Genomic DNA, 23475 nt, shown 5'->3' with positions numbered 1-23475 from the left:
TTTTAGTTGAAGAAATCAAATTTTGATATTAATAATGACGTTCCTTTACAATATAGTAAGGAACGTTTTTTATGGGTGTATCTTTTAATAAGCGGCAGCCTTCTATTGCTTCATCGATCCTAAACCATCGGCTGCAGGATATTATTTCACCCTAATGATACAATTGTGATAATAATTTTATCTGGGGAAAGAAGGCAAAATCTCATACATGATCCATATTTTTCATTATCTTAATGCCATAAGAGAAGTATCCTAAAGAAGGAGCTAAGCAATTGAATATAAAATTAAATGAAAAAATCATAAAAGAAATATGCGGTACAGTCTCCTTCAAGAAAGGAGACTCTTTTAATCGAAGTAATAACGTGACTTTTGAAAATTACTGTCCTGATGGCTGTAAAGCCACGGTTACAGGTAAGGAAGATTTTCATGTCTTGATTGAAAAGGATGAGAGCGGAGGCTTGCGCACGAAATGCAGCTGCCCTGCGCTAGCTTCCTATAAAAATGATTGCCAGCATATAGCAGCTGTTTTACTGTCGATTTACGAACACCAGAGAAAAGGAACATTTCCTATTGATCCAGGCGTTGAGAACTCTGACAATTCAGCAAGTCAAGCGCTGACAGAAGGATTGCTGACCCTTTTCAATGATCAGCCTAAACGATCAACGGGCCATCAGCTGCACTTTGAAAAAAGACAAGTACTTGATGCAGAGTTTATTTGTAAACCTGTAAACCTAGGGAAGGGACAATACATGTTCGGAATTGAGGTTAAGATTGGCCAGACAATTGTACGAAATATACGAGATTTTCTAGAGCATGTGAAAAAAGGTCTGTCAAGCTCGCTTTCCATTTCATTCATTTACAACCCAAGTCTTCATTGCTTTCAAAATGAAGCTGATGCTGTGATTCAACAGCTCATACAAGTAATCCATGATGAAAAAGCGTTCATTGACAAAATGTCAGAGAAATCAGACGATATATGCGGTAAACATATACTCCTGATTCCTCCATCCTCTTGGGACAGGCTTTTTCCTTTACTTGAGAAAACAGCAATGGTAAAGGTGATGTATGACTCTAATAATTATGAGGGTCTTCGCTTATCAAATGAACCATTGCCTTTACAATTCCAATTTGCTGCAGGCGAGGGTAAAGGCTATCTACTTAAAATCAGAGGGTTTAATCGAATGGTGATAATGAATTCATATAGGTCAGTCCTCTTTGAAGGAAAACTAAAACAGATGAAAATGGAGGATTGTAATCGTCTTTCAGAACTAAAACAGATGCTGGATGCTACAGCAGCGAATCAAATTCCGATTCCTCAGGAGCAAATCGATTTTTTTATGGAAAAAGTGGTTCCAGGCTTGAAAAGACTGGGCGAAGTCCAGTTATCCGGAGCTATATCAAATCAGTTTATGAAGACACCTTTAGTAACCAAGCTCTACTTGGATCGCGTGAAAAATCGCTTGCTCGCTGGACTTGAGTTTCATTATGAAAATATAATAATTAATCCATTGGAAAATAAGGATCTCCACGCAGGCTCCAAGCTTATTAGGGACGTGGAAAAGGAGGATGCCATCCTGAAGCTGATGGAGGATAGCTTGTTTGCAAAGACGGACGGAGGCTATTTTTTGCATAATGAAGAGCTGGAATATGAGTTTTTGTACCATATGGTTCCCAAACTTCAAAAGCTTGCACAGATGTATGCAACCACCGCAGTGAGAAATCGGCTTTTCAAAGGTAATTCTCGTCCTCAAGTTAGGGTAAAGATTAATAAAGAACGGACCAATTGGCTGGAATTCAAATTTGAAATGGATAACATTCCTGAAAAACAAATACGTGAGGTTCTATTGGCTCTAGAGGAAAAACGGAAGTATTTTCGTTTGCAGAACGGTTCGCTGCTTTCATTGGAGACAAGGGAATTTGAAGAAATTAATCGTTTTCTAAGTGAACTTCCGGTCCAAAATGAAGATCTGGAGAGCGGCTTGAATGTACCAATTGTTCGGGGGATTCAGCTTCTTGATTCTATTAATGATCGTTCTTTATTAAAGTTAGAGGTTTCGTTCCGTCAGTTCTTGGAAAACATCCGCAATCCGGACAGACTGGAATTCGAGGTGCCAAAGAGTTTAGAACCGATATTGCGAGACTATCAAAGACGTGGTTTTAAATGGATGAAAACACTTGCAAGCTATAGATTTGGAGGGATTCTGGCAGATGATATGGGATTGGGTAAAACGCTTCAGAGCATTGCGTTTATTCTATCAGAGCTTCCTGCCATCCGTAAAAAAAAGCTTCCGGTCCTGATTGTTTCACCTTCATCATTAACGTATAACTGGCTTAGTGAAATCAGCAAATTTGCACCGGAAGTACAGGCCATAGTCGTAGATGGCACTAAAACAGAAAGATTCAAGATACAGAAGGATTTAATGGGTAAGGATATAGTCATTATCTCATATCCATTGTTGCGCAGGGACATAAATTGGCTTGAAAAACATGTCTTTCATACTGTGTTTTTTGATGAAGCTCAGGTCTTTAAAAATCCTATGACACAAACTGCACGATCGGTGAAGAGGATCCAGGCAGCTTATCGGTTCGCCCTAACTGGTACTCCGGTGGAGAATTCATTACAGGAATTATGGTCCATTTTTCACGTTGTTTTTCCCGAACTATTTATGGGATTAAAGGAATACAGTAACCTCTCCAGAAAAACGATAGCCCGAAGAATCAGGCCATTTTTGCTTCGAAGGCTGAAAGAGGATGTCCTTCCAGAGCTGCCTGAAAAAATCGAGTCGATGGAATCTGCAGAATTGCTACCTGATCAGAAGAAGCTGTATGCTGCCTATCTGGCCAAACTGCGACACGATACATTAAAGCACCTGGATAAGGATACATTCCGTAAGAATCGTATCAAAATCCTCGCTGGTTTAACGAGGTTACGGCAGATTTGCTGTCACCCTGCCTTGTTTGTGGAAGGCTATACAGGGAAATCTGCGAAATTTGAACAGCTGATGCAGATTGTAGAAGAATCAAAGCTTTCTGGAAGAAGGGTGTTGATTTTCTCCCAGTTTACGAAAATGCTTGAGCTTATAGGCAGAGATTTAGCGATTCAAGGGCACTCTTATTTCTATCTCGATGGACAAACTCCGTCTGAAGAACGAGTGGAAATTTGCCGCCGGTTTAATGCAGGAGAACATGATTTATTTCTTATTTCTTTGAAAGCAGGGGGGACAGGCCTGAATCTGACAGGTGCTGATACTGTTATTTTATATGACATCTGGTGGAATCCTGCAGTCGAGGAGCAAGCAGCTGACCGAGCCCATCGCATGGGTCAAACAAATAGTGTACAGGTAATCAAGCTTGTTGCCAGAGGCACAATCGAAGAAAAAATGAATGAACTTCAAGAGAAAAAGAAACATCTGATGGAAGAAATCATCGAATCTGAGGAAAAAGTGTCATCTTCTCTTACCGAAGAGGACATACGGGAAATATTGATGGTATAGAAGAAATTAAGTGGATTTTAAGCGGATCTAGAAACATGGTGAACTGAATATATAAACCAAGTAGTTTCATTTGCCATGCAAGCAAAAAAAATTCTTTGATAACGCCAAAGATAAAAGAATTTTTGATGACTTTGACGAAGAAATATATGAAGATTTTTGGAATGAATACAGCAAGAGAATAAAAAATAATTCACATTCAAAGTTCGGACCTTCTTATTAAGAAGGTCCTCTTTTTAATAAAGTTCAACATTAAATCTATTATGTAAAAAGAAGGGGTCTCAATTCATTTAAAACAACTTAATCCGAAGATCATTTTCTGGCAGCTTCTTTCCTTGAATCAACAACTTTTTACTATTTTATGGACAAATCTCTTTTTGAAAAAAGTAAACAAAAGATTAGATTGAAATTCAGTAAAAATTTACCATGAAAAAATCATTCACTGTAATTATAATCATAGATAGACATTCACAATTGTTTTGCTTAAAAACTATCAAAAAAGGAGTGGCAATGTTGGAAAAGAAAAAAATCTTCTTTTGGATCATCCCTTTGATTCTGTTAATCGGCTTTTTAGGCAATGCTGTGTACGCTGCAGGGCACCAGGAAATATCTAACGTAAAACAATCTTCTGCATTAAAGGGGCAATTCTATCTCGATGACGTGGTGAAAATATATGTACCTTCCACCTATAATGGAGATCAACCAATTGATAATACACCATTTGTTAACAGGTCATTAGAGAAATTCTCAAAAATGTTTGGAGGAGCAACAGCCATTGAGGGAACTGGATCCTGGTTATCTGATGATGATCGGCTGATTAAGGAGAAGGTTACGATCGTGTATAGTTTTGCAGAAGATTTGGACAAGAAAAAGATTAATCAAGTCGTCGCCTATGCCGAATATTTAAAGGAAGAGATGAAACAATCATCGGTGTCTCTTGAAGTGAATGGAAAGATGTATTTTATTGAATGACTGCTGCTAATCATCAGGACTCCCGTTGTCTAAGTTTGGAAACTGGTTCTTTGGAAGATTTCTAAATGGTAAGGTGTATTCAGATTATATAGAGGACCCAATCAGTGTATTTATAGCAATGCTTCATCCATTTGGTGCTTTGTCAGAAAGCATGCCTTCAACAAGGGGTTTCTGCCTTTCTATTAAACAATCGGAGGATTTTTTAATATGTTTAAACCGGCTTCAATCGTTTAATAATATTGTCAATCTTCTCCACAATCGGCGCATTCTTTCATATGATTGCGTCTTTTTGTATGGGACCATTTACATAGAGAAGTGGTTGTCTAAAACTCGGTTCATCCTTTTTTAGATGATATAATTTTAATTAAGATTTGTTCAGGAGAAGAACACTAATTTGAAAGGAGAAAAGAGCGATGGCCAAACGCCTGGAAAAAATAATAGAAAGAAAAATAAAGTACGACTCAGAAATTGTAGAACATAGCTGTATGCTGCTTAAAGCAAAAAATCAAAATGTCGTGCTTTTCCATAAAATACTTGAATCCTTTACGATGACAGCAAACCATACTAAATTAACCATTCCTAGAGGCAGTTATACAATAGCGTATTACTGGAGAGATCGTCCATATAATTTATACATTTGGAGAGATCATAAAGGGGATTACCTCGGTTCCTATTTTAATATCGTAAAAAATACATATATAACGGATAAGGTGGTATCCTTTGAGGATTTGATTATTGATATAATCGTTCTTCCTAATGGAGACTGCTTTATTTTAGACGAGAATGAGTTACCAGAGCCATTAGATCAATTTGAGAAAGGATTTGTTCAACAAAGTCTAAACGCATTAACAGATTCCCTTGATATTCTCCTTTCTCAACTTATTTCAGAAACGGAGAATGCTTATAAACATGAAGACCTTATACCGTTGCTGAACACCAGATAACATTTAAGATTGTTTATATATATTTTGCTTTAAGAACCAGGTGCCATTTTGCAGGAAGAATAGCATATCATGGAGCTGCCATGGCAGCATTTATTTAGTGAGACGAAAAAAATCCTGAATGGGCTAACCATTAGTAATACCAGCAAAGCTGATATCGGGAATGAACAATGAGAGAAAAGCAAAAAAAGCTGCTCTCCTTTGGTTAGAAGAGCAGCTTTTTTGGTTGGATAGCTTATTGTAGTATCTCAAACTGCTTAGAATAAAGTCTTGAATACGACCCATCACATGCAAGCAGCGAATTGTGGTTCCCCTGTTCCGCTATGCCGTTCTCCGCTAGGACGATAATCCGCTTCGCATTACGGATTGTGGAAAGGCGATGGGCAATGACAATGGTTGTACGGCCTTTTGCTAATAAATCCAGTGATTCCTTGATGATGCTTTCACTCTCGTTATCCAGTGCGCTTGTTGCCTCATCCAAAATGAGAATTGGCGGATTCTTTAAAAATACACGAGCAATACAAAGCCGCTGCTTTTGGCCCCCAGACAGTTTGACACCTCGTTGTCCGATTTCGGAACTGTAGCCTTTTGGCAAGTTCATGATAAAGTCATGTGCATTGGCAAGCTTAGCCGCCTCAATAATTTCGTTATCACTAGCTGCCGGATCTCCGTATCGGATATTTTCCATCACTGTTCCCGCAAATAGGTAAACATCCTGTTGAACAATACCGATGTTATTTCTTAATGATTCCAGATCAATATCGCGGACATTGACTCCGTCAAGGAAAACGTCTCCATCTGTCACGTCATAAAAGCGGGGGATGAGTGAGCATAAAGTAGTTTTTCCAGCGCCAGACGGACCTACTAGCGCAACATACTCTCCAGGAAGTATTCGAAGCGACAGGTTTTGTATGACATTGTTCAAATGTTCTTCGTATCGGAAGGAAACTTGATTGAACTCAATTTCACCAGATACTTCTGACAAGGTAACAGGATTCGGTTTATTATCAATTGCCGGCTTCAGATTCATGATTTCCATAAAACGCTGAAATCCAGTTATTCCTTCTTGAAGCTGCGTGCTCATTTGAGTCAATCGCTGAATTGGCTCGATCATAAAGCTGATATACAGTAAAAAAGTGATTAAATCTTCTAAATCTAATGTGTTGTTGACAATACTGGCACTGCCAAAGATAATCACTGTGATCGTTATCAGCTGAATAATCGTTTCAAAACTATTGTATAAGAGTGCTTCAGCCTGGTACGTTCTTTTTCGGCTATGAAGGAAACGATTATTTTCCCGGTCGAACTTCTCGATCTCTATTTGCTCATTGGCAAATGACTTTACTGTGCGAATTCCAGATAAACTATCCTCTACCTGTGCGTTTACGTCCCCAATTCTTTCTTTATTGCTTCGTAATGCCCTGTTCAGCATTTTATTAAAATACAGGGCAAAGACACCTAAGAATGGCAGAAAACAGAAGACAGCAATCGTTAATGGCGCATTTATAAAGAACAATATAACAAATGCCCCAATAAAACGGACAAGGTATTTGACATAGTCCTCTGGGCCATGATGGTACAGCTCGGAAAGGAGCAGCAGGTCGTTTGTTATTCGAGACATGAGCTGACCTGTCTTTTCCTTATCGTAAAAGCTAAAAGAAAGCTTCTGCATGTGCGTGAACAGCTCGCTTCGCAAATCTCTTTCCATACGCGCACCTATTTCATGACCTTTGTAGTCCACAAAATAGTTCCCGATATTCTGAACTGTGACTAACACCAGCATCAGCCCGCCAATCCAATATACTTTACTTAGCGCAATGGATAAATCTCCTTCCAGAACATCCTTCGTGATATACCTGACTAGTAAAGGAAACGTCAAAGTCACAGCTGATACGATAAAGGCGCACGCCAATACTGAAAAAAACAGCGTTAAATACGGTTTATAATAGGAGAAAAATTTTTTTACTGGAAAACGCATGATTTACCCCTTTTTGTGTTATTTAAGTACACATATAAGGGGAGAGTACACCGATTACTTTAAGAAAGTGTTTCACCCTTATATGTTGGAGCTGTTTGATTCGTTATGTTTTTCATGTAAATGGCCTCCTTGTAAGTTATTACTATTATTGTATACGATTTCATTTTATAATTGAACAAAATATTCGGAATTCGGTGACTTTGATATAGATATGATTCAAAATGATGCCAATCTTCTTGGGACAATCATTAGCAGCTCTGCCTCATCTTTGGAACTGACATTGATCAAAAATATAGACCAAAAGGGACGGCGATCAACTTTATAAAGTCAAAGTTAGCAGCTGTTCTTTTGTTTTCCCGTGATATCCCATTGTCTGCTGTTTAATTGTAATAGACCGAAATTAGGTGAAAACATAAGTTCAGAAAGTACTTTTCAGGAGGAAACATCTATTATAAATAGAATGTAAGCATTTAAGAGGAGGATGATCTCGTTGGACAGAAAATCTTTAATGGTATCTCCGTTACCGGATTTTGAAAAAGAAATTGGCCGATGGCTATGGTGTTTAGAGGATGTTCGCAAAACACTCACCTCAGCATTAACCGGAATCAGCCAACGTATTCTTGACACAAAAATAGAAGAAAGACATTCCATTGGCTCCCTGTTATATCACATTGCATTGGTCGAGGCAGATTGGTTATATGCAGAAGTCCTGGGTGTTGAATGGGATCCAGAAATAAGCTCGCTGTTTCCGTTTGAAAGCCATGCTGAAGACGGCTCTTTGACTCACATTGAGGGACAAAGTGCAGAAAAACATTTGCATCGTCTTATTAAGGTGCGTGAAGTATTTCTTTCCCACTTTCGTACAATGGATCTAACGGATTGGCGTAAATCGAGAGTACTGGAACATTATGATGTCACACCTGAGTGGGTTGTTTATCATCTGATTGAACATGAATCACACCATCGTGGGCAGATTTTCCAATTACTTAGCGAATTACGCGATGAATAGGAGGGGTAGGTGAGGAGCTTTTATATGTAAAACTGAAATAAATGAATATAAAGGAGGTGTTTAATTTGAATGATTATCACATAATTGAAATCTACAAAGACCACTTGCAGCACTTTTCGAAGGATCAGTTAAGACATATTTCTGCTGAAGGGACCTGGTCTCTCGGCCAAATGTATCTTCACTTGATTGAGGTTGCATTCGAGTATCTTGAGAATGTTGAAGCTTGTTCAGCAGCATCTGAAGAACAAAAACTTGGAAAGACGGAAGCCGGAGAGGATTTGTACAAGCGAGGCGGGTTTCCTCTAATTAAAATCAAGCTGCCGGACGATCCAGAAAACACACCAAGCAATACCAAAAGGAAAGAGGAACTTATGCAGGGGCTCATTCAAGTAGAGAAGAGAATGAGAGCGTGGGAAGAGAAGGTAAATGTCATTAAGCCAAACTTCAAAGTAAAACATGGGGGCTTCGGCTGGCTCAATGCAAAAGAATGGTTCGATCTTGTCGACATGCATTTTCGTCATCATTTACGTCAGAAGCAGGAATTAGAAGAAAAGATAGGTGTTGCTTTTTAAAAGAAGGTTTGTAATCTCAAATAATAGAAATATGACCAATAGCTTTTAAAAGTGAAATAGTTTTATAGAAGTTTTTCTGACACTAGGGGGATGAACTCGTTAAATGAAAAAACTAATAAATTGTTTATTCTTTCATCCGCAGGTTTGATTCTGATGTCATCCTCCTTGGTGCAGGTCTTTTAACAGCTTGGAATACTTACATGAAATGACAGCAATCAGAAAAGAAAGACAGTCATCATTCTTGATTTATCTGCAACAAAAGAAGCGTTAATCCGATAAGGTTCAATGCTTACAACTGAAAATGCCGTTAGAAAGGTAAGCAATAACCCTTCCATTTATTCAATTAGAATAGCATGGAAGGGTTTAGTAAGAAAAGTTTGATTGATATCAATGGTTATAGTCTCGTGGAATGCTTCTGGATGAAATGGCCAATCGGTTCCAGCCATGCATCGTGCTGAATTGTAGCGAGATCAATAATTTTGTTTTTCAGCAAAACTCATTCAGACCTCGGTTTGTCGTCATCTTCACAAGGGAGGAAAGTGCACGAAAAATAATAATTTCAAAAAAGAAACGGGCCTTTCACTCCTTCCTTTATGAAAGTTAGCAATATCTAACAGATTTCAGCGCAATCCATTAGTTGCATGATGGCTTTCCTGAAAAACTATAGACATTAAAATCTGTCATAGGTGCATCTGTTAATCCTGCATTACGGCCAATCGTTGTAATCTGACCTCGGTGATAAGTACTGTGATTCATGACTTGGAGGATAAATTCAAATCTGGGTCGAGTTTCATTAAACCATGGAGTTTCAACTTGACAAGCTCCAGTTATGGAATTTTCGGAAAGTGAATGAACATATTGAGATAACTCTTTGGAACTTTTCTCCACCATACTAAACACTTCATCCATTGACTGATTGGATTTCTCTCCAAACTGACCCATATCAGGCGGTGATTCCTGCTTAATCACTTGCAGCCAAAAATTTTGAACATCCTCAATATGCTTGAGCGTCAGCTTGATAGTTGGAAAACTCGAAGGGACTTCCTGTACCATTTTTTCAGACGGTTTTGTTTTGAGCCACTCGGTCATTTTCGTATTTGCCCATAGGTTGTAGTTCGCAAGGTCTTTTGTTAGCGTCGTTAGATTCATTTCACTGCCGGAAAGTTCTTTTTCTTTCATAATAGCTCTCCTTTTTCTCAAATTTTCACAGTAAAAACTTCAACAAAAATAATCAATATCCTTTATTTAAAGGGCAAAAAGTATGGTTTATCTTTGTAGGACTTGTATCTTATTTGTTGCTGGACATTCCAGAAGCTGTTCTATATCTTCTGCTGGAATTTTAGTTTTGGCTAAAAATAAATCGATGAGAAAACTAGGTCAGTTACATGAAGAATCTTAACTTTCTTAGGCATGATAGGGAGCATATCATAATAAGATCAATGAATCAGTCTCCAAACATGCTATTGGGCATTTATATTAAGTAAATTCAAGATTCCTTTGGCAAAAACTTTCATGATTTAAGATAACCTTTAATTTTAAAAAAATTTAAAAAATATATTTCGTTAATAAAAAATGCATGCTATACTCAGTACAACTGGTAATGACATCATGATAATTAAAAAGAGTTGAATCTTTTTTAGGAGGACAAAAAATATGATCATTTAGAAACATTTGTAACCATTTACATTTTAATCTCCGATGACAAGATTAGTGGTATTGAATGCCATTTAATGTACAATAGATTTAACTGGTTACGACATAGATACCACTAAAAGGAGTATTGTTATGATTGATAAAGATAAAAGACTATCCTTGTATTATCAATTAATGGATATCATCATAGAAAAAATTGAAAACGGTGATCTTGCAGAAAATGACCAATTGCCATCAGAGCGGGAATTATGCGATACCTACAAGGTCAGCCGTACAACAGTAAGACAAACAATGCAGGAACTTGAAAAAGAAGGATACATTTATAAAGTTCACGGTAAGGGGACTTTTGTTTCACCAAAAGCCTACAATCAAAGTCTTGTAAAATTTTATAGTTTTACAGAGGAAATGAAAAAGGCAGGGAAACAGCCTTCAACAAAAGTCATTTTATTCGAGAAAATGACCTGTGATAATAAGATAGCCAAAGCCATGAATCTTACCATCCAAGATGAAGTATTTAAAATAATAAGATTAAGGCTGTCTGATCAGGAGCCTATGATTTATGAAACTTCATATGTTCCAGTAAAGCGGTTTAAGAAACTTTCTAGTGATGAACTAGAACAAACTCCAATGTATGAGATCTTTAGAACAGAATATCACGTAAACATTACAAGTGCGCTGGAGAGTTTTAAAGCAGTGAGCGCGCGCAATGCTGAAAGTGAAATGTTAAACATTGAAAATGCTTCACCTTGTCTTATGCTAAAACGGATAACTTTTGAACAAGAAGAGATTATTGAATATACAATCTCTATAGCCAGAGGAGATAAATTTACTTATACAGTTGAATTGAAATAAGAAACGTTTCTGTTTCTATTTCAGGTTCAACTGGTAGTGATGACATGAACAGCATCTTTATGAGGAGGAGAAAAATGGAATTGTTAGAGTCAAATAACCTGCCCCCAATTCCCAGTGCCATCCACACAGTGAGAGAAATAGCTCAACAGCCTAGACTCTGGAAAGAGACATTAGAGCTTATTTCAGGATACAGCAGCAAAATCATGCATTTTTTTGATGAAGTGGAAAGAAAACACGATCAGTTTAGGATCATTTTGACAGGCGCAGGGACATCTGCTTTTGTTGGTGAAACAATTCTGCCTTATCTAAAAAAAATTAGCAACAATAAAGTGAAAAGCCTGGAATGTATTCCAACTACTGATATCGTATCCAATCCTTACAACTATCTGGATTCAAGCTTTCCTACCATTATGATATCGTTTGCCCGCTCAGGAAATAGTCCCGAAAGCCTCGCTGCGGTGAACCTTGGAGAACAAATCATAGAAGATTTTTACGGTATTATTCTAACATGCAACGAAGACGGGTTTTTGGCGATGAAAAAGAAGCACGACAAGAATCACTTAGTAATCTGTATGCCTAAAGAGGCTAATGATAAGGGATTTGCCATGACAAGCAGTTTTACAACCATGCTGCTGTCAGCTTTCCTATTATTTCACAATATGGATCTGGATACCTTGAAAAAAGATATTGAGAAAATGGCTGAAGCTGGCGGGAAAATGATTCGTGACCATGATGCGGCCATTCGTCAGCTTGCTGAGACATCTTTTTCTAAAATTGTTTACTTGGGTTCAGGGGTATTCGAAGGCTTAGCTAGAGAGTCTTCTTTGAAACTCTTAGAACTGACTCGAGGAAAAATTCCGCCAACCTATGATACTTCATTGGGGTTTAGGCACGGTCCAAAATCTATTTTGGACAGCGAGACAATCGTTATTCTTTTCTTATCTTGTCACTCTTACACAAGACAATATGACCTTGATATATTGCGTGAAATCAGTCGGGAAACAGACCGAGGGAAGATCATAGTTCTTTCTTCCTTTGCGGATGAAGAAGCAAAGCGGCATTGTGATTATTTTATAAATGTCAAACTGGATGATATCAAGGATGACATCCTGCTTGCGTTCCCGTATATTTTGTTCGGTCAGCTCTTAGCTATGCATAAATCGCTTCAGCTTGGTATCTCTCCAGATAACCCTTCACCTACAGGAGTAGTTAATAGGGTTGTAAAAGGTGTTACCATACATTCTTATCCTACAAATGAACCTAAAGCAGGGGGAGATTGGCTGTGATCATTTCTAAAAGTTCTATTTTACTTGATGCACTTGCAAGCGGTTATGCAGTTCCTGCCTTTAATATTCATAACTTAGAAACGATGAAAGCCGTGCTGGATACATCACAGGAACTGCGTTCACCGGTGCTTATTGCAGCCACACCAAGTACTGTAAGATATATGGGTCAAGAATTTCTAATTGGAATGATGAAGGCAGCAGAGAAAAAATACGATATTCCTATTTGTTTTCACCTTGATCACCATGAAAGAATAGAAGAAATAAAAACACTGATTGATATGGGCATTCCATCGGTTATGATAGATGCATCTAAACATGACTTTGAGGAAAACATACGAATCGTTAAGGAAGTTGTCGGGTATGCAGCTGAATTTGGTGTTTCAGTAGAAGCGGAACTGGGCCGATTAAGCGGCATAGAAGATGATCTTACTGTAGACGAGAAAGATCAAATTTTTACCGATCCAAAGCAAGCACATGAATTTGTCGTTCGAACTGGAATTGATTCTCTAGCCGTGGCAATTGGCACAGCTCATGGCTTGTATAAAGGTGAACCAAGAATCGATATAAAGCGTTTAGAGGCAATTAAAGATACAGTGGCTATCCCGCTTGTTCTTCATGGCGCATCCGGATTGCCGAGCCAATTAGTTCAGGAAACGATCAAACGCGGAATCTGCAAAGTAAATGTTGCGACTGAATTAAAGATTGCTTTTGCTAAAGGCTTAAGAAGCTATCTGTTATCTCACCCGGATGCAAATGACCCTAGAGACTATTTCCAAGATGGAGTAGATGAAATGAAAAAAGTAATTAAGGCTAAAATTAAGATGTGCGGCAGTATGAACCGAGGATAAGCATATGATTGCAACGGTTACTTTAAACCCTGCCATTGATATAAGATATAATCTCTCTGACTTTCAGAAAGGTCAGGTAAATCGTGTCTCCTCCGTTGATAAGACAATTGGGGGAAAGGGGTTAAATGTGTCCCGGGTTTTATCTCAATTAGGTGCTGATGTCATTTGCACAGGTTTCTTAGGAGGAAAGAGCGGGGAATGGATAGCTGATCAATTGTCTCATGGGAAGTTAATAGACCGCTTTGTGGCCATAGAGGGTGAAACGAGATCGTGTCTTGCCATCTTATCCGAAAATGAACAAACTGAAATTCTTGAAAAAGGACCTTTTCTTTTAGAAAATGAAATTGCTGCCTTTCTTGAAATCTATAAATCTATCCTTGATAAAGCAGAATATGTTATTGTTTCTGGCAGCTTGCCGAGAGGGATAGATGCTGATTTTTATCAGATTCTTGCTGAAAAGGCAAACCTGAAAAGGAAGTATTTACTTATGGATGCAAGTGGAATTGTACTTGAGAAAGGTATAGCAGGGAAGCCATTTTTGATAAAACCAAATCTGGAAGAATTTAAACAGCTTGTTGGACTGGAACACTTGACCATTGATCGAATGATCAGGCATGCAAAGTCAATTTGCCGGAACGGAGTTCAATATGTCTTGCTGTCACTTGGTCAGGAAGGAGCCATATTAGTAAGCAATGCTATAATCCTGCAGGCATCCATTCCTAAAGTAAAAGCAATTAATCCGGTAGGATCAGGTGATAGTATGCTCGCTGGCTTTACTTATGCTCATTCTAATGACTTTCCAATTGAAAGAGCACTTAAATGGGCTTGTGCATGTGGGATATCTAATGCTGCATCAGAGAAAACCGGATCTATCAATATATCTCAAGTTAATCGATTTGCAGAAGATATAAAAGTCATTGAATTAAGGGTAGGGGATTAAGTTGAACTATATTGCCTGTTTTGATATCGGGGGAACATATATTAAATACGGACTAATAGATAGTACTGGCCATTTGCTGCAAAAGAACAAGGTAGAAACACCAAAAGGAAATGTTCAAAAACACTTACTTGAAATATTATGCGAAAAGATCAATGAACTAAAAAAAATTTTTCCTATATCCGGTATAGGTATTTCTTCTTGTGGGCTAATTGACAGCGAGAAGGGTGAAATCTTATTTTCTAATAACCTTAAAAGTTATACAGGGATGAAACTTGCTGAACTTTTATCCAATATAACCACTTTGCCGGTAAAAGTCGAAAATGATGTAAAAAGTGCATGTCTTGGTGAAATGTGGAAGGGTGCAATCCGCGGAAGGGAAAATGTCGTTTTTTTAACATTAGGAACAGGAATCGGCAGCGCGATTGTAATAAATGGAAATTTGGTTAACGGTTCAGCCAAATTAGCCGGAGAGTTAGGCCACACTGTAATTGTCCATAATGGAAGGTCCTGCAGCTGCGGAAGAAAAGGATGTTATGAAAGATATGCATCTACCTCAGCTTTCGTCAAAGACTATCTAGAAGAAAATAAGAGTAAAGAGGTAAAAAAGAACATATCAGGGGAAGAAATTATTCAGCTGGCTATGAATGATGATCCTGCAGCTTTTTCCGTTTACAGCCGATTTGTTCACTTTATTAGCATAGGCCTTGCAAACATCACTCACCTGCTTAATCCAGAAGCCATTATTATTGGCGGCGGAATAACAGAAAAAGCTGACCGTTTAATAATAGATATTAATAAAGATTTAAAAAAGGAAGTAATGGAGTTCTACGAACATGATTCGTTAGTTATTCCATCTATGCTGGGAAATGATGCTGGTTTATATGGTGCATGCTACAATATGATTAAAAAGCTAAACTTGGTGTATAAATATTAAAATTCTGATATTTTTTATAAGGGAAGTAGATGTATTTTTGATTAGAGGAGATACAGAGGGGGTTCCTGCTGATTTGGCAGGAGAAGATGCTGGTTGTCTCCGATTTTCTGAATATTTCGGCGATCGCCCAAAAATCAGAACAACACGGACTCACCACAATTGGAAAGTCCGTGTTGCTTCAAAAAATGAAATATCACGACGATCCCACAATCTTTTTTCCTCTTGGCTGGGTGCTGTATTGGTCCGGTTCGACGGTAATACCGATTTGATCAAAATCGGGGTATTGTGCAAGCTGGTAGGTTAACACTCCTGCCCCGCTTTCATCCGGCTTGAAAATCCCGGCATTCTCCCGCTTTCCATTTTTTAACAGCCACACCTGGTACACTTCCGATCCTTCTAACCTAGGCAAATTATTGACTTGTACAACCAGCCTCTTGTCTTCGCCCTGCTGCAAAATAGATGCATGGCCCCTCACGTCGCTGTTCGCTTGATTGGCGCTCTGTAATGAAAGTGTTGACAAAACTTCAATTGGAGCGGATTTTAAGTTTTCTTCACTCACAAGTTCATTTCTCAATTTGCCATTTGAAATTGACAGACCGATTGACAGGCACAGAAAGACTAGCACGATAACAGCAGTTATGGGGGTAAACTGCTTTTGAAGAAAGCTGCCCCATTCTTCCAGCTTTGCTCGGATTGACTTATTAACATTCTTTTTCTCACTCTCGAACACAAAATCCATTACTTCCGCCTTTAAGGATGCAGGTACTTCTTTTTCTTCAAAGTCCCAATGTAATGAATTCCAGGTTTCTGTCATTTGTTCATACTCCTTTGAGCATTCAAGACAATGCTGTAAATGCTCTGCAAATTTTCTTTTTTCTTTTGCATCCAACTCATCCGCTATAAACGAAAGCAGGTTTTCACATTCTCTGCCCATTTACAAATCCCCCATTTCCAAATGCTTCTTTAATTGTTTGAGAGATTGATGAAGCCTGCTCTTAACGGTTCCTACCGGTTCGTTTTCGATCTTAGCAATTTCTGTTAGAGAATAGCCTTTCCAGTAAAGTAAATCGATCAATCTTTTTTGCGACATATTTAATTTGCTTTTTGCCTTGGCCACTTCACTGAAAATCAGCCTTTTCTCAATTTCATTGTTCGGATCTGCTATTTCAATTGACCAACTTGGATCCATTTGTCGGGTGTTTTGGGCATGAATACTGTCTTTCCGGATATAATCAACGCAAACATTACGGGTAACCGTAAGAAGCCAATTCGTAAAACTGCCTTTTAATGGGTCATAGCTGCTTTTTGTCGTCCAAAGCTTTAAAAATACTAACTGGACAATTTCTTTCGTTTTATCTTCATTGCCGTTTGTAAATTTAAATCCAAAGCTATAGACTAATTTAATGTAGCGATCATAAAGTTCTTCTAGAGCAGGACGATGCTTTTTTTTCACTAATCTCATTAATTCGTCATCACGTTTGTTCTTCAATCGTACCTGCACTCCTCACCATTAATATCTTATTGGTTAAAACCATACAATAGAATGATGAAAAGGAACCATCACTCTTGTGAAAGTTCCTGATCCTTTTTATATTTATTGAAAGACTGTTTCACTGTTTACAATAAACCATACATCTTTCACACCCTGGCCGTTTACGTCACCCTCTTTTTTGTCATTCACAAAGTAGTACAGAGGGTATCCTTTGTACGTTACCTGCTCCGCCCCAGTATCCTCTCTTGTAATCGTACCGAAGTCTTTTTTATTGAACCCATCCGGCACTTCAAATTCCTTTTCTGTAAATGGCGGCCATTTTGCTAAGCAATCACCAGTGCAGTTGCTTTTTCCGGACACGTCATTCTTAAAATAATATAGCGCCTTCCCCTCTGAATCAGTAAGATACTCACCTGCCGCTTCATTCTTAAGTAATTGCAAACTTGCCGCGTCTTCTTCTTTAGCAACGGTTTCCGATGCTGCATCAGTTTCACTTTGAGTTCCGTTTGCCGTTTCTTTAGCTTCATTTCCACAGGCGCCTAAAACAAATATAGCAGCAAAAATTGATAATACAAACATCCATTTTTTCATCTCCAACCACTCCTTATACTAGTTATCATTTCCATCCCCATTTTTGAAAAACTTGGTGTGAAACTTCTGTTTTTAAGTAGTCGATAAACATTTTTGCTTTTATCTTATTGTTCGAATCATTCGTCATACTAATAGGTGTTCCCCTATACAGTTTTTCTTCTTCAGGGAGCTGAACCAAATCTGTCTCGTCTTTTAACCGATAATGCCAAGACTCATATGTAATCCAAGCATCATATTTGGAATTAGCTTTCCAGTGCTCAATGGCTTCCGCGCTTGATTTTACTGAAATGGCAATATTGCGGTCAATTCCTGGAATAAGCCCTTTTCTTCCCGCCAAATCCTCCCACAGTCCAAGCTGGCCTGCACCATTGACATCAATGATTTTAACGCCATTTTTCGTTAAATCCTCCAACGATCGAATGTTCTTTGGGTTTCCCTTTCTGACTAAAATGCCTGCTGCTCTCGGATACAGCTCTATACGTGTTTTTTCATCAATCATTCCGGGATATTTGAGCATAAGGTCACGAAGCATATATTCGGAGCCTCCATAAATAATGTCGGCATCCAGTTTGGCTTGTTCGATCCATTTTGCTTCTGGACCAGCAGTTACATTCACTTTTATTCCCGTTTCCTCTGTAAACCGTTCCGCCAGCTCTTTCATTGGCCCGAGAGGTCCTCCTGGTCCGTAAACGTTTACAACTTCATCATTATTTCGGCTGGTCTGCGCCTGTCTTGAATCAGCAGCTTCCGAAAACCCGAGCAGCACTAGCATTATTAATAATCCAGCAATAAAAACGGTTTTGTTCATTTCCATCCCCCTTTTTTTACATGTATCACTATAGGTAACGAGAAAAAACACAAAACGGTTTGAAATAATTTATTTTTTTAAAAAGAATTTTTCACTGCGGTGTTTTTTGTATTTTTAGAGCCTTGTCAAGGATACGCCTTTAAAATGTGTTAATAGAAGCAATTAACTTCAATCTTTTGGCTGCACTCTTAACTATTAAACATCTATCCTATTTTCAAACTGCATACTGCTTCGTAAAACAAAAAAAAAATCATTTAATAGCTCCATTTAATTGTTGAACTTTAAAAGCAGGTTAGTTAATCAAAAAAACGAATGTAATAGTTAAGGCAACTATGTAAATAATTATGGAGGTGTTTATTTGAATAACCCTATTTTAAATCAAATCGGAGCAGTCTTTATTCCAGTGAGCAACATAGAACAAGCAAGAGATTGGTATTGTGACATTTTAGGTTTACAAGCAGATGGAGACATTCAATTTGGTCATATTTATGTCTTACCTATGAATGGTACGGGAATTGTATTAGACAGCAAGATTTATTCAAAACATAACATAATAAAAACCCCCTTATTCCATTTCAATACAGAAAATATTGAAGAAGCTTATATGTTTATGAAGAAAAAGAAGATTGATGTGATGACTGAAATTGAACATAATCATTATTTTAATTTTAAAGACCCTGATGGAAATCATCTGATGATTTGTAAGTGTTAATTAATATTTATTGAGATGATGAATAAGAAAGAAATTCTTGCGTATTTAGAATCTAATCTCATTTGTGAATAATTAATAGTCAACAATCGGGCACTCTTCTTAAGAAAGGAGGTTATAAATGAAAACGATTCAAGAACATTTTCAATAAATTGTCTGTTAATTAGAAATAAGTTTGATTAAGCTTAATTGGCATATATTAAAGTGATAATTCCTTTATTCTATAATTGGGCACTTATCCAACTTGGGATAGTGTCTTATTTAATGGAGAGTTTAAAGTGAATTGTTGGGATTTGAAATGAAATGGATCAGTTTCTCTTGAACAATTTGCGAGTTAAGTCCATAGTCGTACGACTAAAAACGTACACATGCTCAGCTAAATATACGATGTCTCTTTCATTTCTCATTTGTTATAATGTGGAAAAACAATCCTTTTTTAAAAATGAGGAGGGACTTAATAATGTTTCCAGGAACTCTATATGAAACACATATTCAAACAATAAATTTAGAAACAGCAATAGAATTCTATAAAAAACTAGGGTTAGATCTAGCTCATTATATTGAAGAGCGCCGTGCAGCATTCTTTTGGTTTGATAAAAATAATAAGAGAGAACAAATGCTTGGCGTTTGGGAGGTTTCAGAAGAAAAATTTCATAAAAGCCACTTTGCATTTAAGATTAGCTATGAGGATATCCTTCATGCAAGAGAATGGCTTCTTGCAAAAGGTATAAGTCCAAGACCTGCTTTTGGGCATGAACCCTCTGAACCAATGGTTCATACTTGGACACCTTCTGCTAATCTCTATTTTTATGATCCAGACGGGAATTCTTTAGAATTTCTTTGTTTACTTCCCGAAAAGAAGAATGTGGAACGAGATGTCATGTATTTAAGTGAATGGGAAAACATCAGAAGTGAAGAATAGGATTAAAAATCATTATTAACGCAATTCTCTTCAAAATCTTATAATTAATACTCATGTTTTTTCAAAGTGCAAACTGGACTAAAATAACTGGTCCATCAAGGTTCCAGGCAAGGAATTGAATAAAAAATGCTCAGAGAATTTCCTCTCTGAGCATTTAGGTTTAATGAAAACTTCATTAGTCCGTCCGGTATTTTTCAAACCCTTCATGCCAATTTTAATAAATATAAATCAAAACAGAAACAGCTGTCATTTAAATTGGCATTGTAAAACCCGACATGTTTCCCTTGATAATATGATAAACCAATGATAAAAGAATTGGAACAAGTATGTAAGAAATAATGATAAGATGTTATTTATTGGAATGTCTTTACCCTTCAAATGAACTGAACCAGTTGAACGCGCATGTTAACTTTAAATTTTCGATTGTTATTCGTGAGTAAAAATAATATTACATAAAGAAGAGAAGGAGATACGATGACAAATAAAAAAGAAATAAAAACAGGATGGAACTTCGACAACAGCTACGCCAATCTGCCGAAATCTTTTTTTACCAGCGTAAAACTTAACTCTGTAAGTTCACCGAAGTTGATTATTCTTAATGACCCTTTGGCAGCATCCCTTGGGTTAAACATACAGGCGATAAAAAGCGAAGATGGAGTAGCGGCGCTTTCGGGCAACCAGATTCCTGAAGGTGCTTTGCCTCTAGCTCAAGCTTATGCAGGGCATCAATTCGGCCACTTTACCATGTTAGGGGACGGACGGGCCTTGCTGCTAGGTGAGCAAATTACTCCCCAAAGTGAGCGGGTTGATATTCAGTTAAAGGGTTCAGGCAGAACACCATATTCCCGCGGGGGCGATGGACGGGCTTCACTTGGACCTATGCTGCGCGAATACATCATAAGCGAAGCTATGCATGCGCTTGGTATTCCAACCACTCGCAGCCTGGCTGTGGTGACAACCGGTGAGCCGGTAATTCGCGAAACTGAGTTGCCGGGTGCGATTTTGACCCGTGTGGCTTCAAGTCACCTGCGCTTCGGAACTTTTCAATATATTGCAAAATGGGGATCAGTCGAGGAACTCCGGGCCCTTGCTGACTATGCACTTAAGCGTCATTTTCCAGACGTTGATGAGGATGAGAGCCGATATCTTTCTCTGCTTCGGGAAGTGATTAAGCGTCATGCCATGCTGATTTCCAAGTGGCAGCTGGTTGGCTTTATTCACGGAGTGATGAACACAGATAACATGACCATAAGCGGGGAAACCATTGATTATGGTCCTTGCGCATTCATGGATGCCTATGACCCGGAAACGGTATTCAGTTCCATTGACATTCAAGGCAGGTATGCCTATGGAAATCAGCCGTATATTGCCGGGTGGAATCTTGCTAGATTTGCGGAAACCTTATTGCCGCTGCTGCATACGGATCAGGAGCAGGCCGTCCAGTTTGCGCAGGACGAAATTTCAAATTTTATTGAGATGTACCGACGAAATTGGCTTGCGGGAATGAGAGGTAAACTGGGATTATTTAATGAAGAGATTCAGGATGAAGCCCTTATTAACGACCTGCTGAATCTGATGCAGAAGCATCGCGCTGACTATACCAATACATTCCTTGCATTAACTTTTGATAAAGCGGAGGGTACGATGCTGTTTGGCACTGAAGAATTTGCTGAGTGGCATAAGCTGTGGCAGGATAGACTGGGAAGGCAGGAGGAGCCGAAAACCAACTCGCAGCAATTAATGCGCAGCAGCAATCCTGCTGTAATCCCCCGCAACCATCGAGTAGAAGAGGCCTTAGATGCTGCTGTGAAACAAGGAGACTACAGTGTTATGGAGAGGCTTCTAGGTGTACTTTCCAGCCCGTACGCGCACTCTCCTAAACAGGCTGAATACTGCACACTGCCGCCGGAATCATCAAGTCCTTACAAAACTTTTTGCGGTACGTGACATCAAGAATAGGCATGGAAGAATTGTAATTGGTTCTTTATGCTTTATTCAAGATGAAACATTTTATGTAAGCTGATAATCAAGTTTAGATTTATTTCAACAATTAGGCGTTTATCCAAAGTTGATCTGACCCCTGTCAAGTAGACATAAAAAATAAGCGCAGTTAAGAAGCCTGACTTCTATATTCAATAGGAGTCAGGTTGTTTAGCTTGTTTTGAAACCTTTCGTGGTTATAAAAGAGAATGTAGTTTTTAATAGCCCTTCTAACCTCTTGTGAAGTTTTAAAAGTATACAGGTTAAAACACTCAGCGCTTTTTTGATGTAATAAAATATTGAAGAAATCACTTAATTTTGAAATAATTGATAGTAGGGAGCCGAGCAGGTTTATGAAAAAAAGGGGTGAATTAACTAGCTGCGTTAAACTTGGTATGGAAGATGCCGGGCCAAAATTAAATAGGAAAGGAATTAGACTGGTATTACAAGCTGCTCATTTCAGATAAGGGCGTTTTATAACTATAGGTTTGTTTATTTTTTGCATTAGATGATTAATGCTGTTGATTTCATTTAAGAGGGTGGGTTTTTGAATAGCTATTTTTATATTATTAATGCTTTTACTAAAGAAAAATTTAAAGGGAATCCTGCAGCAATCGTTTTCTTGAGAGAGAAAAGGACAGAACAATGGATGAAGTCCTTAGCCAAAGAACTTAATCAGCCAGTCACAGCTTTTATTTCGTTAAAAGATGGAAATAACTATCACCTAAGATGGTTCACACCTGCTAAAGAGATTGATTTATGCGGTCATGGTACATTGGGAGCTGCTCATATTCTGTGGAGCGAGGGTTTTTCTTCATCAGAGTCCGCAATTAACTTTTATACTCAATCAGGACTCCTTAGAACTAAGCTATCAGAACAACGAATCATTCTGACATTTAATATAAAAGAATCAACTCAAACAGAGGTTACTGACAAATTAAAACGTGCTATTGATTTTCCTATTAAAGATGCTGCTTGGGCAGAGGATCGGTACATATTAGAGTTGGAAAATCAGGTGATGGTTCATGACGTAAAGCCTAATTTGAAAGCAATTAGAGAAATAGAAGGTCCGGGTATAATTATTACTAGCCGCGGATCAGATAAATATGACTTTGTATCAAGGTATTTTGCTCCAAAGATAGGAATTAACGAAGATTACGTAACAGGTTCAGCACACTGTGCATTAGTTTCATATTGGAGTAATCTCTTAAATAAAACAAATATGACAGCATATCAAGATTCAGAGCGCGGGGGTGAAATAAAACTGAAAATAAAAGGAGTTAAAGTTGAGTTAGTTGGAGACTGTGTAACATTAATGAAAGGAATTCTTTATAATTAAATTGGTACTTGCGTCAGCACTTCGCCTGCATTCCGCAAATTCATGTTCCATTTGCTGCAAGCTGCCCACTAATCAGGCATTGGATAAACAGCCTATTTTAAGTTTGTACTATGGATTACATTACATCCTATCTCAGAAAATGGGCATGAGTTTTTTTT

The 23475-nt window shown here is 38.0% G+C and carries 20 protein-coding genes and 2 pseudogenes; 15 read left to right on the top strand and 7 right to left on the bottom strand.

Features of this window, described 5'->3' with window-relative positions; all coding sequences use genetic code 11:
- Nucleotides 1-272: 272 nt before the first annotated feature.
- The 3 genes from LIT25_15390 to LIT25_15380 all read left to right on the top strand — a co-directional run bounded on the left by LIT25_15390 (nucleotide 273) and on the right by LIT25_15380 (nucleotide 5407).
- Nucleotides 273-3494, top strand: coding sequence for a DEAD/DEAH box helicase (locus LIT25_15390; GenBank protein USK32011.1), 3222 nt, complete (start codon nucleotides 273-275; stop codon nucleotides 3492-3494).
- Nucleotides 3495-4004: 510 nt separating this feature from the next.
- On the top strand, nucleotides 4005-4463 hold the full coding sequence (locus LIT25_15385; protein ID USK32010.1) for a DUF3574 domain-containing protein: 459 nt from the start codon (nucleotides 4005-4007) through the stop codon (nucleotides 4461-4463).
- A gap of 413 nt (nucleotides 4464-4876) precedes the next feature.
- Nucleotides 4877-5407 carry a DUF402 domain-containing protein gene (locus tag LIT25_15380; GenBank protein ID USK32009.1) on the top strand — a complete coding sequence of 177 codons (531 nt, stop codon included), beginning with the start codon at nucleotides 4877-4879 and terminating at the stop codon, nucleotides 5405-5407.
- Between the two features lie 232 nt (nucleotides 5408-5639).
- On the opposite strand, the gene LIT25_15375 is transcribed toward LIT25_15380, so the two are convergent.
- Nucleotides 5640-7382 carry an ABC transporter ATP-binding protein/permease gene (locus LIT25_15375; GenBank protein USK32008.1) on the bottom strand — a complete coding sequence of 581 codons (1743 nt, stop codon included), beginning with the start codon at nucleotides 7380-7382 and terminating at the stop codon, nucleotides 5640-5642.
- A gap of 490 nt (nucleotides 7383-7872) precedes the next feature.
- On the opposite strand from LIT25_15375, the gene LIT25_15370 reads away from it, so the two are divergent.
- On the top strand, nucleotides 7873-8391 hold the full coding sequence (locus tag LIT25_15370) for a DinB family protein (protein ID USK32007.1): 519 nt from the start codon (nucleotides 7873-7875) through the stop codon (nucleotides 8389-8391).
- Nucleotides 8392-8456: 65 nt separating this feature from the next.
- The gene (locus LIT25_15365; protein ID USK32006.1) at nucleotides 8457-8963 is read left to right on the top strand and encodes a DinB family protein; all 507 of its coding nucleotides are present in this window, start codon (nucleotides 8457-8459) and stop codon (nucleotides 8961-8963) included.
- Between the two features lie 633 nt (nucleotides 8964-9596).
- Here the strand turns inward: LIT25_15365 and LIT25_15360 are convergent.
- Entirely contained in the window at nucleotides 9597-10142 is a 546-nt protein-coding gene (locus tag LIT25_15360; GenBank protein ID USK32005.1) for a DinB family protein, read from the bottom strand.
- A gap of 606 nt (nucleotides 10143-10748) precedes the next feature.
- On the opposite strand from LIT25_15360, the gene LIT25_15355 reads away from it, so the two are divergent.
- The 5 genes from LIT25_15355 to LIT25_15335 all read left to right on the top strand — a co-directional run bounded on the left by LIT25_15355 (nucleotide 10749) and on the right by LIT25_15335 (nucleotide 15476).
- Complete coding sequence (locus tag LIT25_15355) at nucleotides 10749-11468, top strand: GntR family transcriptional regulator (GenBank protein USK32004.1); 720 nt, start codon at nucleotides 10749-10751, stop codon at nucleotides 11466-11468.
- A gap of 74 nt (nucleotides 11469-11542) precedes the next feature.
- On the top strand, nucleotides 11543-12754 hold the full coding sequence (locus LIT25_15350) for an SIS domain-containing protein (protein ID USK32003.1): 1212 nt from the start codon (nucleotides 11543-11545) through the stop codon (nucleotides 12752-12754).
- 2 nt (nucleotides 12755-12756) lie between these two features.
- The gene (gatY, locus tag LIT25_15345; protein USK36299.1) at nucleotides 12757-13602 is read left to right on the top strand and encodes a tagatose-bisphosphate aldolase subunit GatY; all 846 of its coding nucleotides are present in this window, start codon (nucleotides 12757-12759) and stop codon (nucleotides 13600-13602) included.
- 4 nt (nucleotides 13603-13606) lie between these two features.
- Nucleotides 13607-14542, top strand: a complete 936-nt coding sequence (gene pfkB / locus LIT25_15340; protein USK32002.1) for a 1-phosphofructokinase — start codon at nucleotides 13607-13609, stop codon at nucleotides 14540-14542.
- Between the two features lies 1 nt (nucleotide 14543).
- On the top strand, nucleotides 14544-15476 hold the full coding sequence (locus tag LIT25_15335) for an ROK family protein (GenBank protein USK32001.1): 933 nt from the start codon (nucleotides 14544-14546) through the stop codon (nucleotides 15474-15476).
- A gap of 193 nt (nucleotides 15477-15669) precedes the next feature.
- On the opposite strand, the gene LIT25_15330 is transcribed toward LIT25_15335, so the two are convergent.
- The 4 genes from LIT25_15330 to LIT25_15315 form a co-directional block, all read right to left on the bottom strand.
- Nucleotides 15670-16410 (bottom strand): anti-sigma factor, encoded by a 741-nt coding sequence (locus LIT25_15330; GenBank protein ID USK32000.1) that lies wholly within the window; start codon nucleotides 16408-16410, stop codon nucleotides 15670-15672.
- Nucleotides 16411-16965: a sigma-70 family RNA polymerase sigma factor gene (locus LIT25_15325; protein ID USK31999.1), complete on the bottom strand. Its 555-nt coding sequence runs from the start codon at nucleotides 16963-16965 to the stop codon at nucleotides 16411-16413.
- Between the two features lie 105 nt (nucleotides 16966-17070).
- A complete protein-coding gene (locus tag LIT25_15320) occupies nucleotides 17071-17559 on the bottom strand; it encodes a hypothetical protein (protein ID USK31998.1) in 489 nt (162 codons plus the stop codon).
- Nucleotides 17560-17584: 25 nt separating this feature from the next.
- The gene (locus LIT25_15315; GenBank protein ID USK31997.1) at nucleotides 17585-18367 is read right to left on the bottom strand and encodes a substrate-binding domain-containing protein; all 783 of its coding nucleotides are present in this window, start codon (nucleotides 18365-18367) and stop codon (nucleotides 17585-17587) included.
- 358 nt (nucleotides 18368-18725) lie between these two features.
- On the opposite strand from LIT25_15315, the gene LIT25_15310 reads away from it, so the two are divergent.
- The 4 genes and pseudogenes from LIT25_15310 to LIT25_15295 all read left to right on the top strand — a co-directional run bounded on the left by LIT25_15310 (nucleotide 18726) and on the right by LIT25_15295 (nucleotide 21945).
- Nucleotides 18726-19079: a VOC family protein gene (locus tag LIT25_15310; protein ID USK31996.1), complete on the top strand. Its 354-nt coding sequence runs from the start codon at nucleotides 18726-18728 to the stop codon at nucleotides 19077-19079.
- A gap of 457 nt (nucleotides 19080-19536) precedes the next feature.
- Nucleotides 19537-19998 (top strand): VOC family protein, encoded by a 462-nt coding sequence (locus LIT25_15305; protein ID USK31995.1) that lies wholly within the window; start codon nucleotides 19537-19539, stop codon nucleotides 19996-19998.
- A gap of 347 nt (nucleotides 19999-20345) precedes the next feature.
- Nucleotides 20346-20438, top strand: a pseudogene (locus tag LIT25_15300) (Lrp/AsnC family transcriptional regulator).
- A gap of 34 nt (nucleotides 20439-20472) precedes the next feature.
- Nucleotides 20473-21945, top strand: coding sequence for a YdiU family protein (locus LIT25_15295; protein USK31994.1), 1473 nt, complete (start codon nucleotides 20473-20475; stop codon nucleotides 21943-21945).
- 163 nt (nucleotides 21946-22108) lie between these two features.
- Here the strand turns inward: LIT25_15295 and LIT25_15290 are convergent.
- A pseudogene (locus LIT25_15290) lies at nucleotides 22109-22207 on the bottom strand (IS3 family transposase).
- Between the two features lie 318 nt (nucleotides 22208-22525).
- Between LIT25_15290 and LIT25_15285 the strand changes: the two are divergent.
- Complete coding sequence (locus LIT25_15285) at nucleotides 22526-23317, top strand: PhzF family phenazine biosynthesis protein (GenBank protein USK31993.1); 792 nt, start codon at nucleotides 22526-22528, stop codon at nucleotides 23315-23317.
- Nucleotides 23318-23475: the final 158 nt, after the last annotated feature.

The organism is Bacillus sp. F19, assembly GCA_023823795.1.
Classification (GTDB): domain Bacteria; phylum Bacillota; class Bacilli; order Bacillales; family Bacillaceae; genus Bacillus_P.
The sequence above is the reverse complement of the archived record's forward strand: the minus strand, read 5'-3'. Positions and strand labels throughout refer to the sequence as shown.

Bases quoted from the DNA above. Each gene is read 5' to 3' on its own strand.
- LIT25_15380 (USK32009.1), top strand. From the start codon at position 4,877: ATGGCCAAACGCCTGGAAAAAATAATAGAAAGAAAAATAAAGTACGAC.
- LIT25_15375 (USK32008.1), bottom strand. From the start codon at position 7,382: ATGCGTTTTCCAGTAAAAAAATTTTTCTCCTATTATAAACCGTATTTA.
- LIT25_15360 (USK32005.1), bottom strand. From the start codon at position 10,142: ATGAAAGAAAAAGAACTTTCCGGCAGTGAAATGAATCTAACGACGCTA.
- LIT25_15355 (USK32004.1), top strand. From the start codon at position 10,749: ATGATTGATAAAGATAAAAGACTATCCTTGTATTATCAATTAATGGAT.
- LIT25_15350 (USK32003.1), top strand. From the start codon at position 11,543: ATGGAATTGTTAGAGTCAAATAACCTGCCCCCAATTCCCAGTGCCATC.
- pfkB (USK32002.1), top strand. From the start codon at position 13,607: ATGATTGCAACGGTTACTTTAAACCCTGCCATTGATATAAGATATAAT.
- LIT25_15330 (USK32000.1), bottom strand. From the start codon at position 16,410: ATGGGCAGAGAATGTGAAAACCTGCTTTCGTTTATAGCGGATGAGTTG.
- LIT25_15320 (USK31998.1), bottom strand. From the start codon at position 17,559: ATGAAAAAATGGATGTTTGTATTATCAATTTTTGCTGCTATATTTGTT.
- LIT25_15315 (USK31997.1), bottom strand. From the start codon at position 18,367: ATGAACAAAACCGTTTTTATTGCTGGATTATTAATAATGCTAGTGCTG.
- LIT25_15305 (USK31995.1), top strand. From the start codon at position 19,537: ATGTTTCCAGGAACTCTATATGAAACACATATTCAAACAATAAATTTA.
- LIT25_15295 (USK31994.1), top strand. From the start codon at position 20,473: ATGACAAATAAAAAAGAAATAAAAACAGGATGGAACTTCGACAACAGC.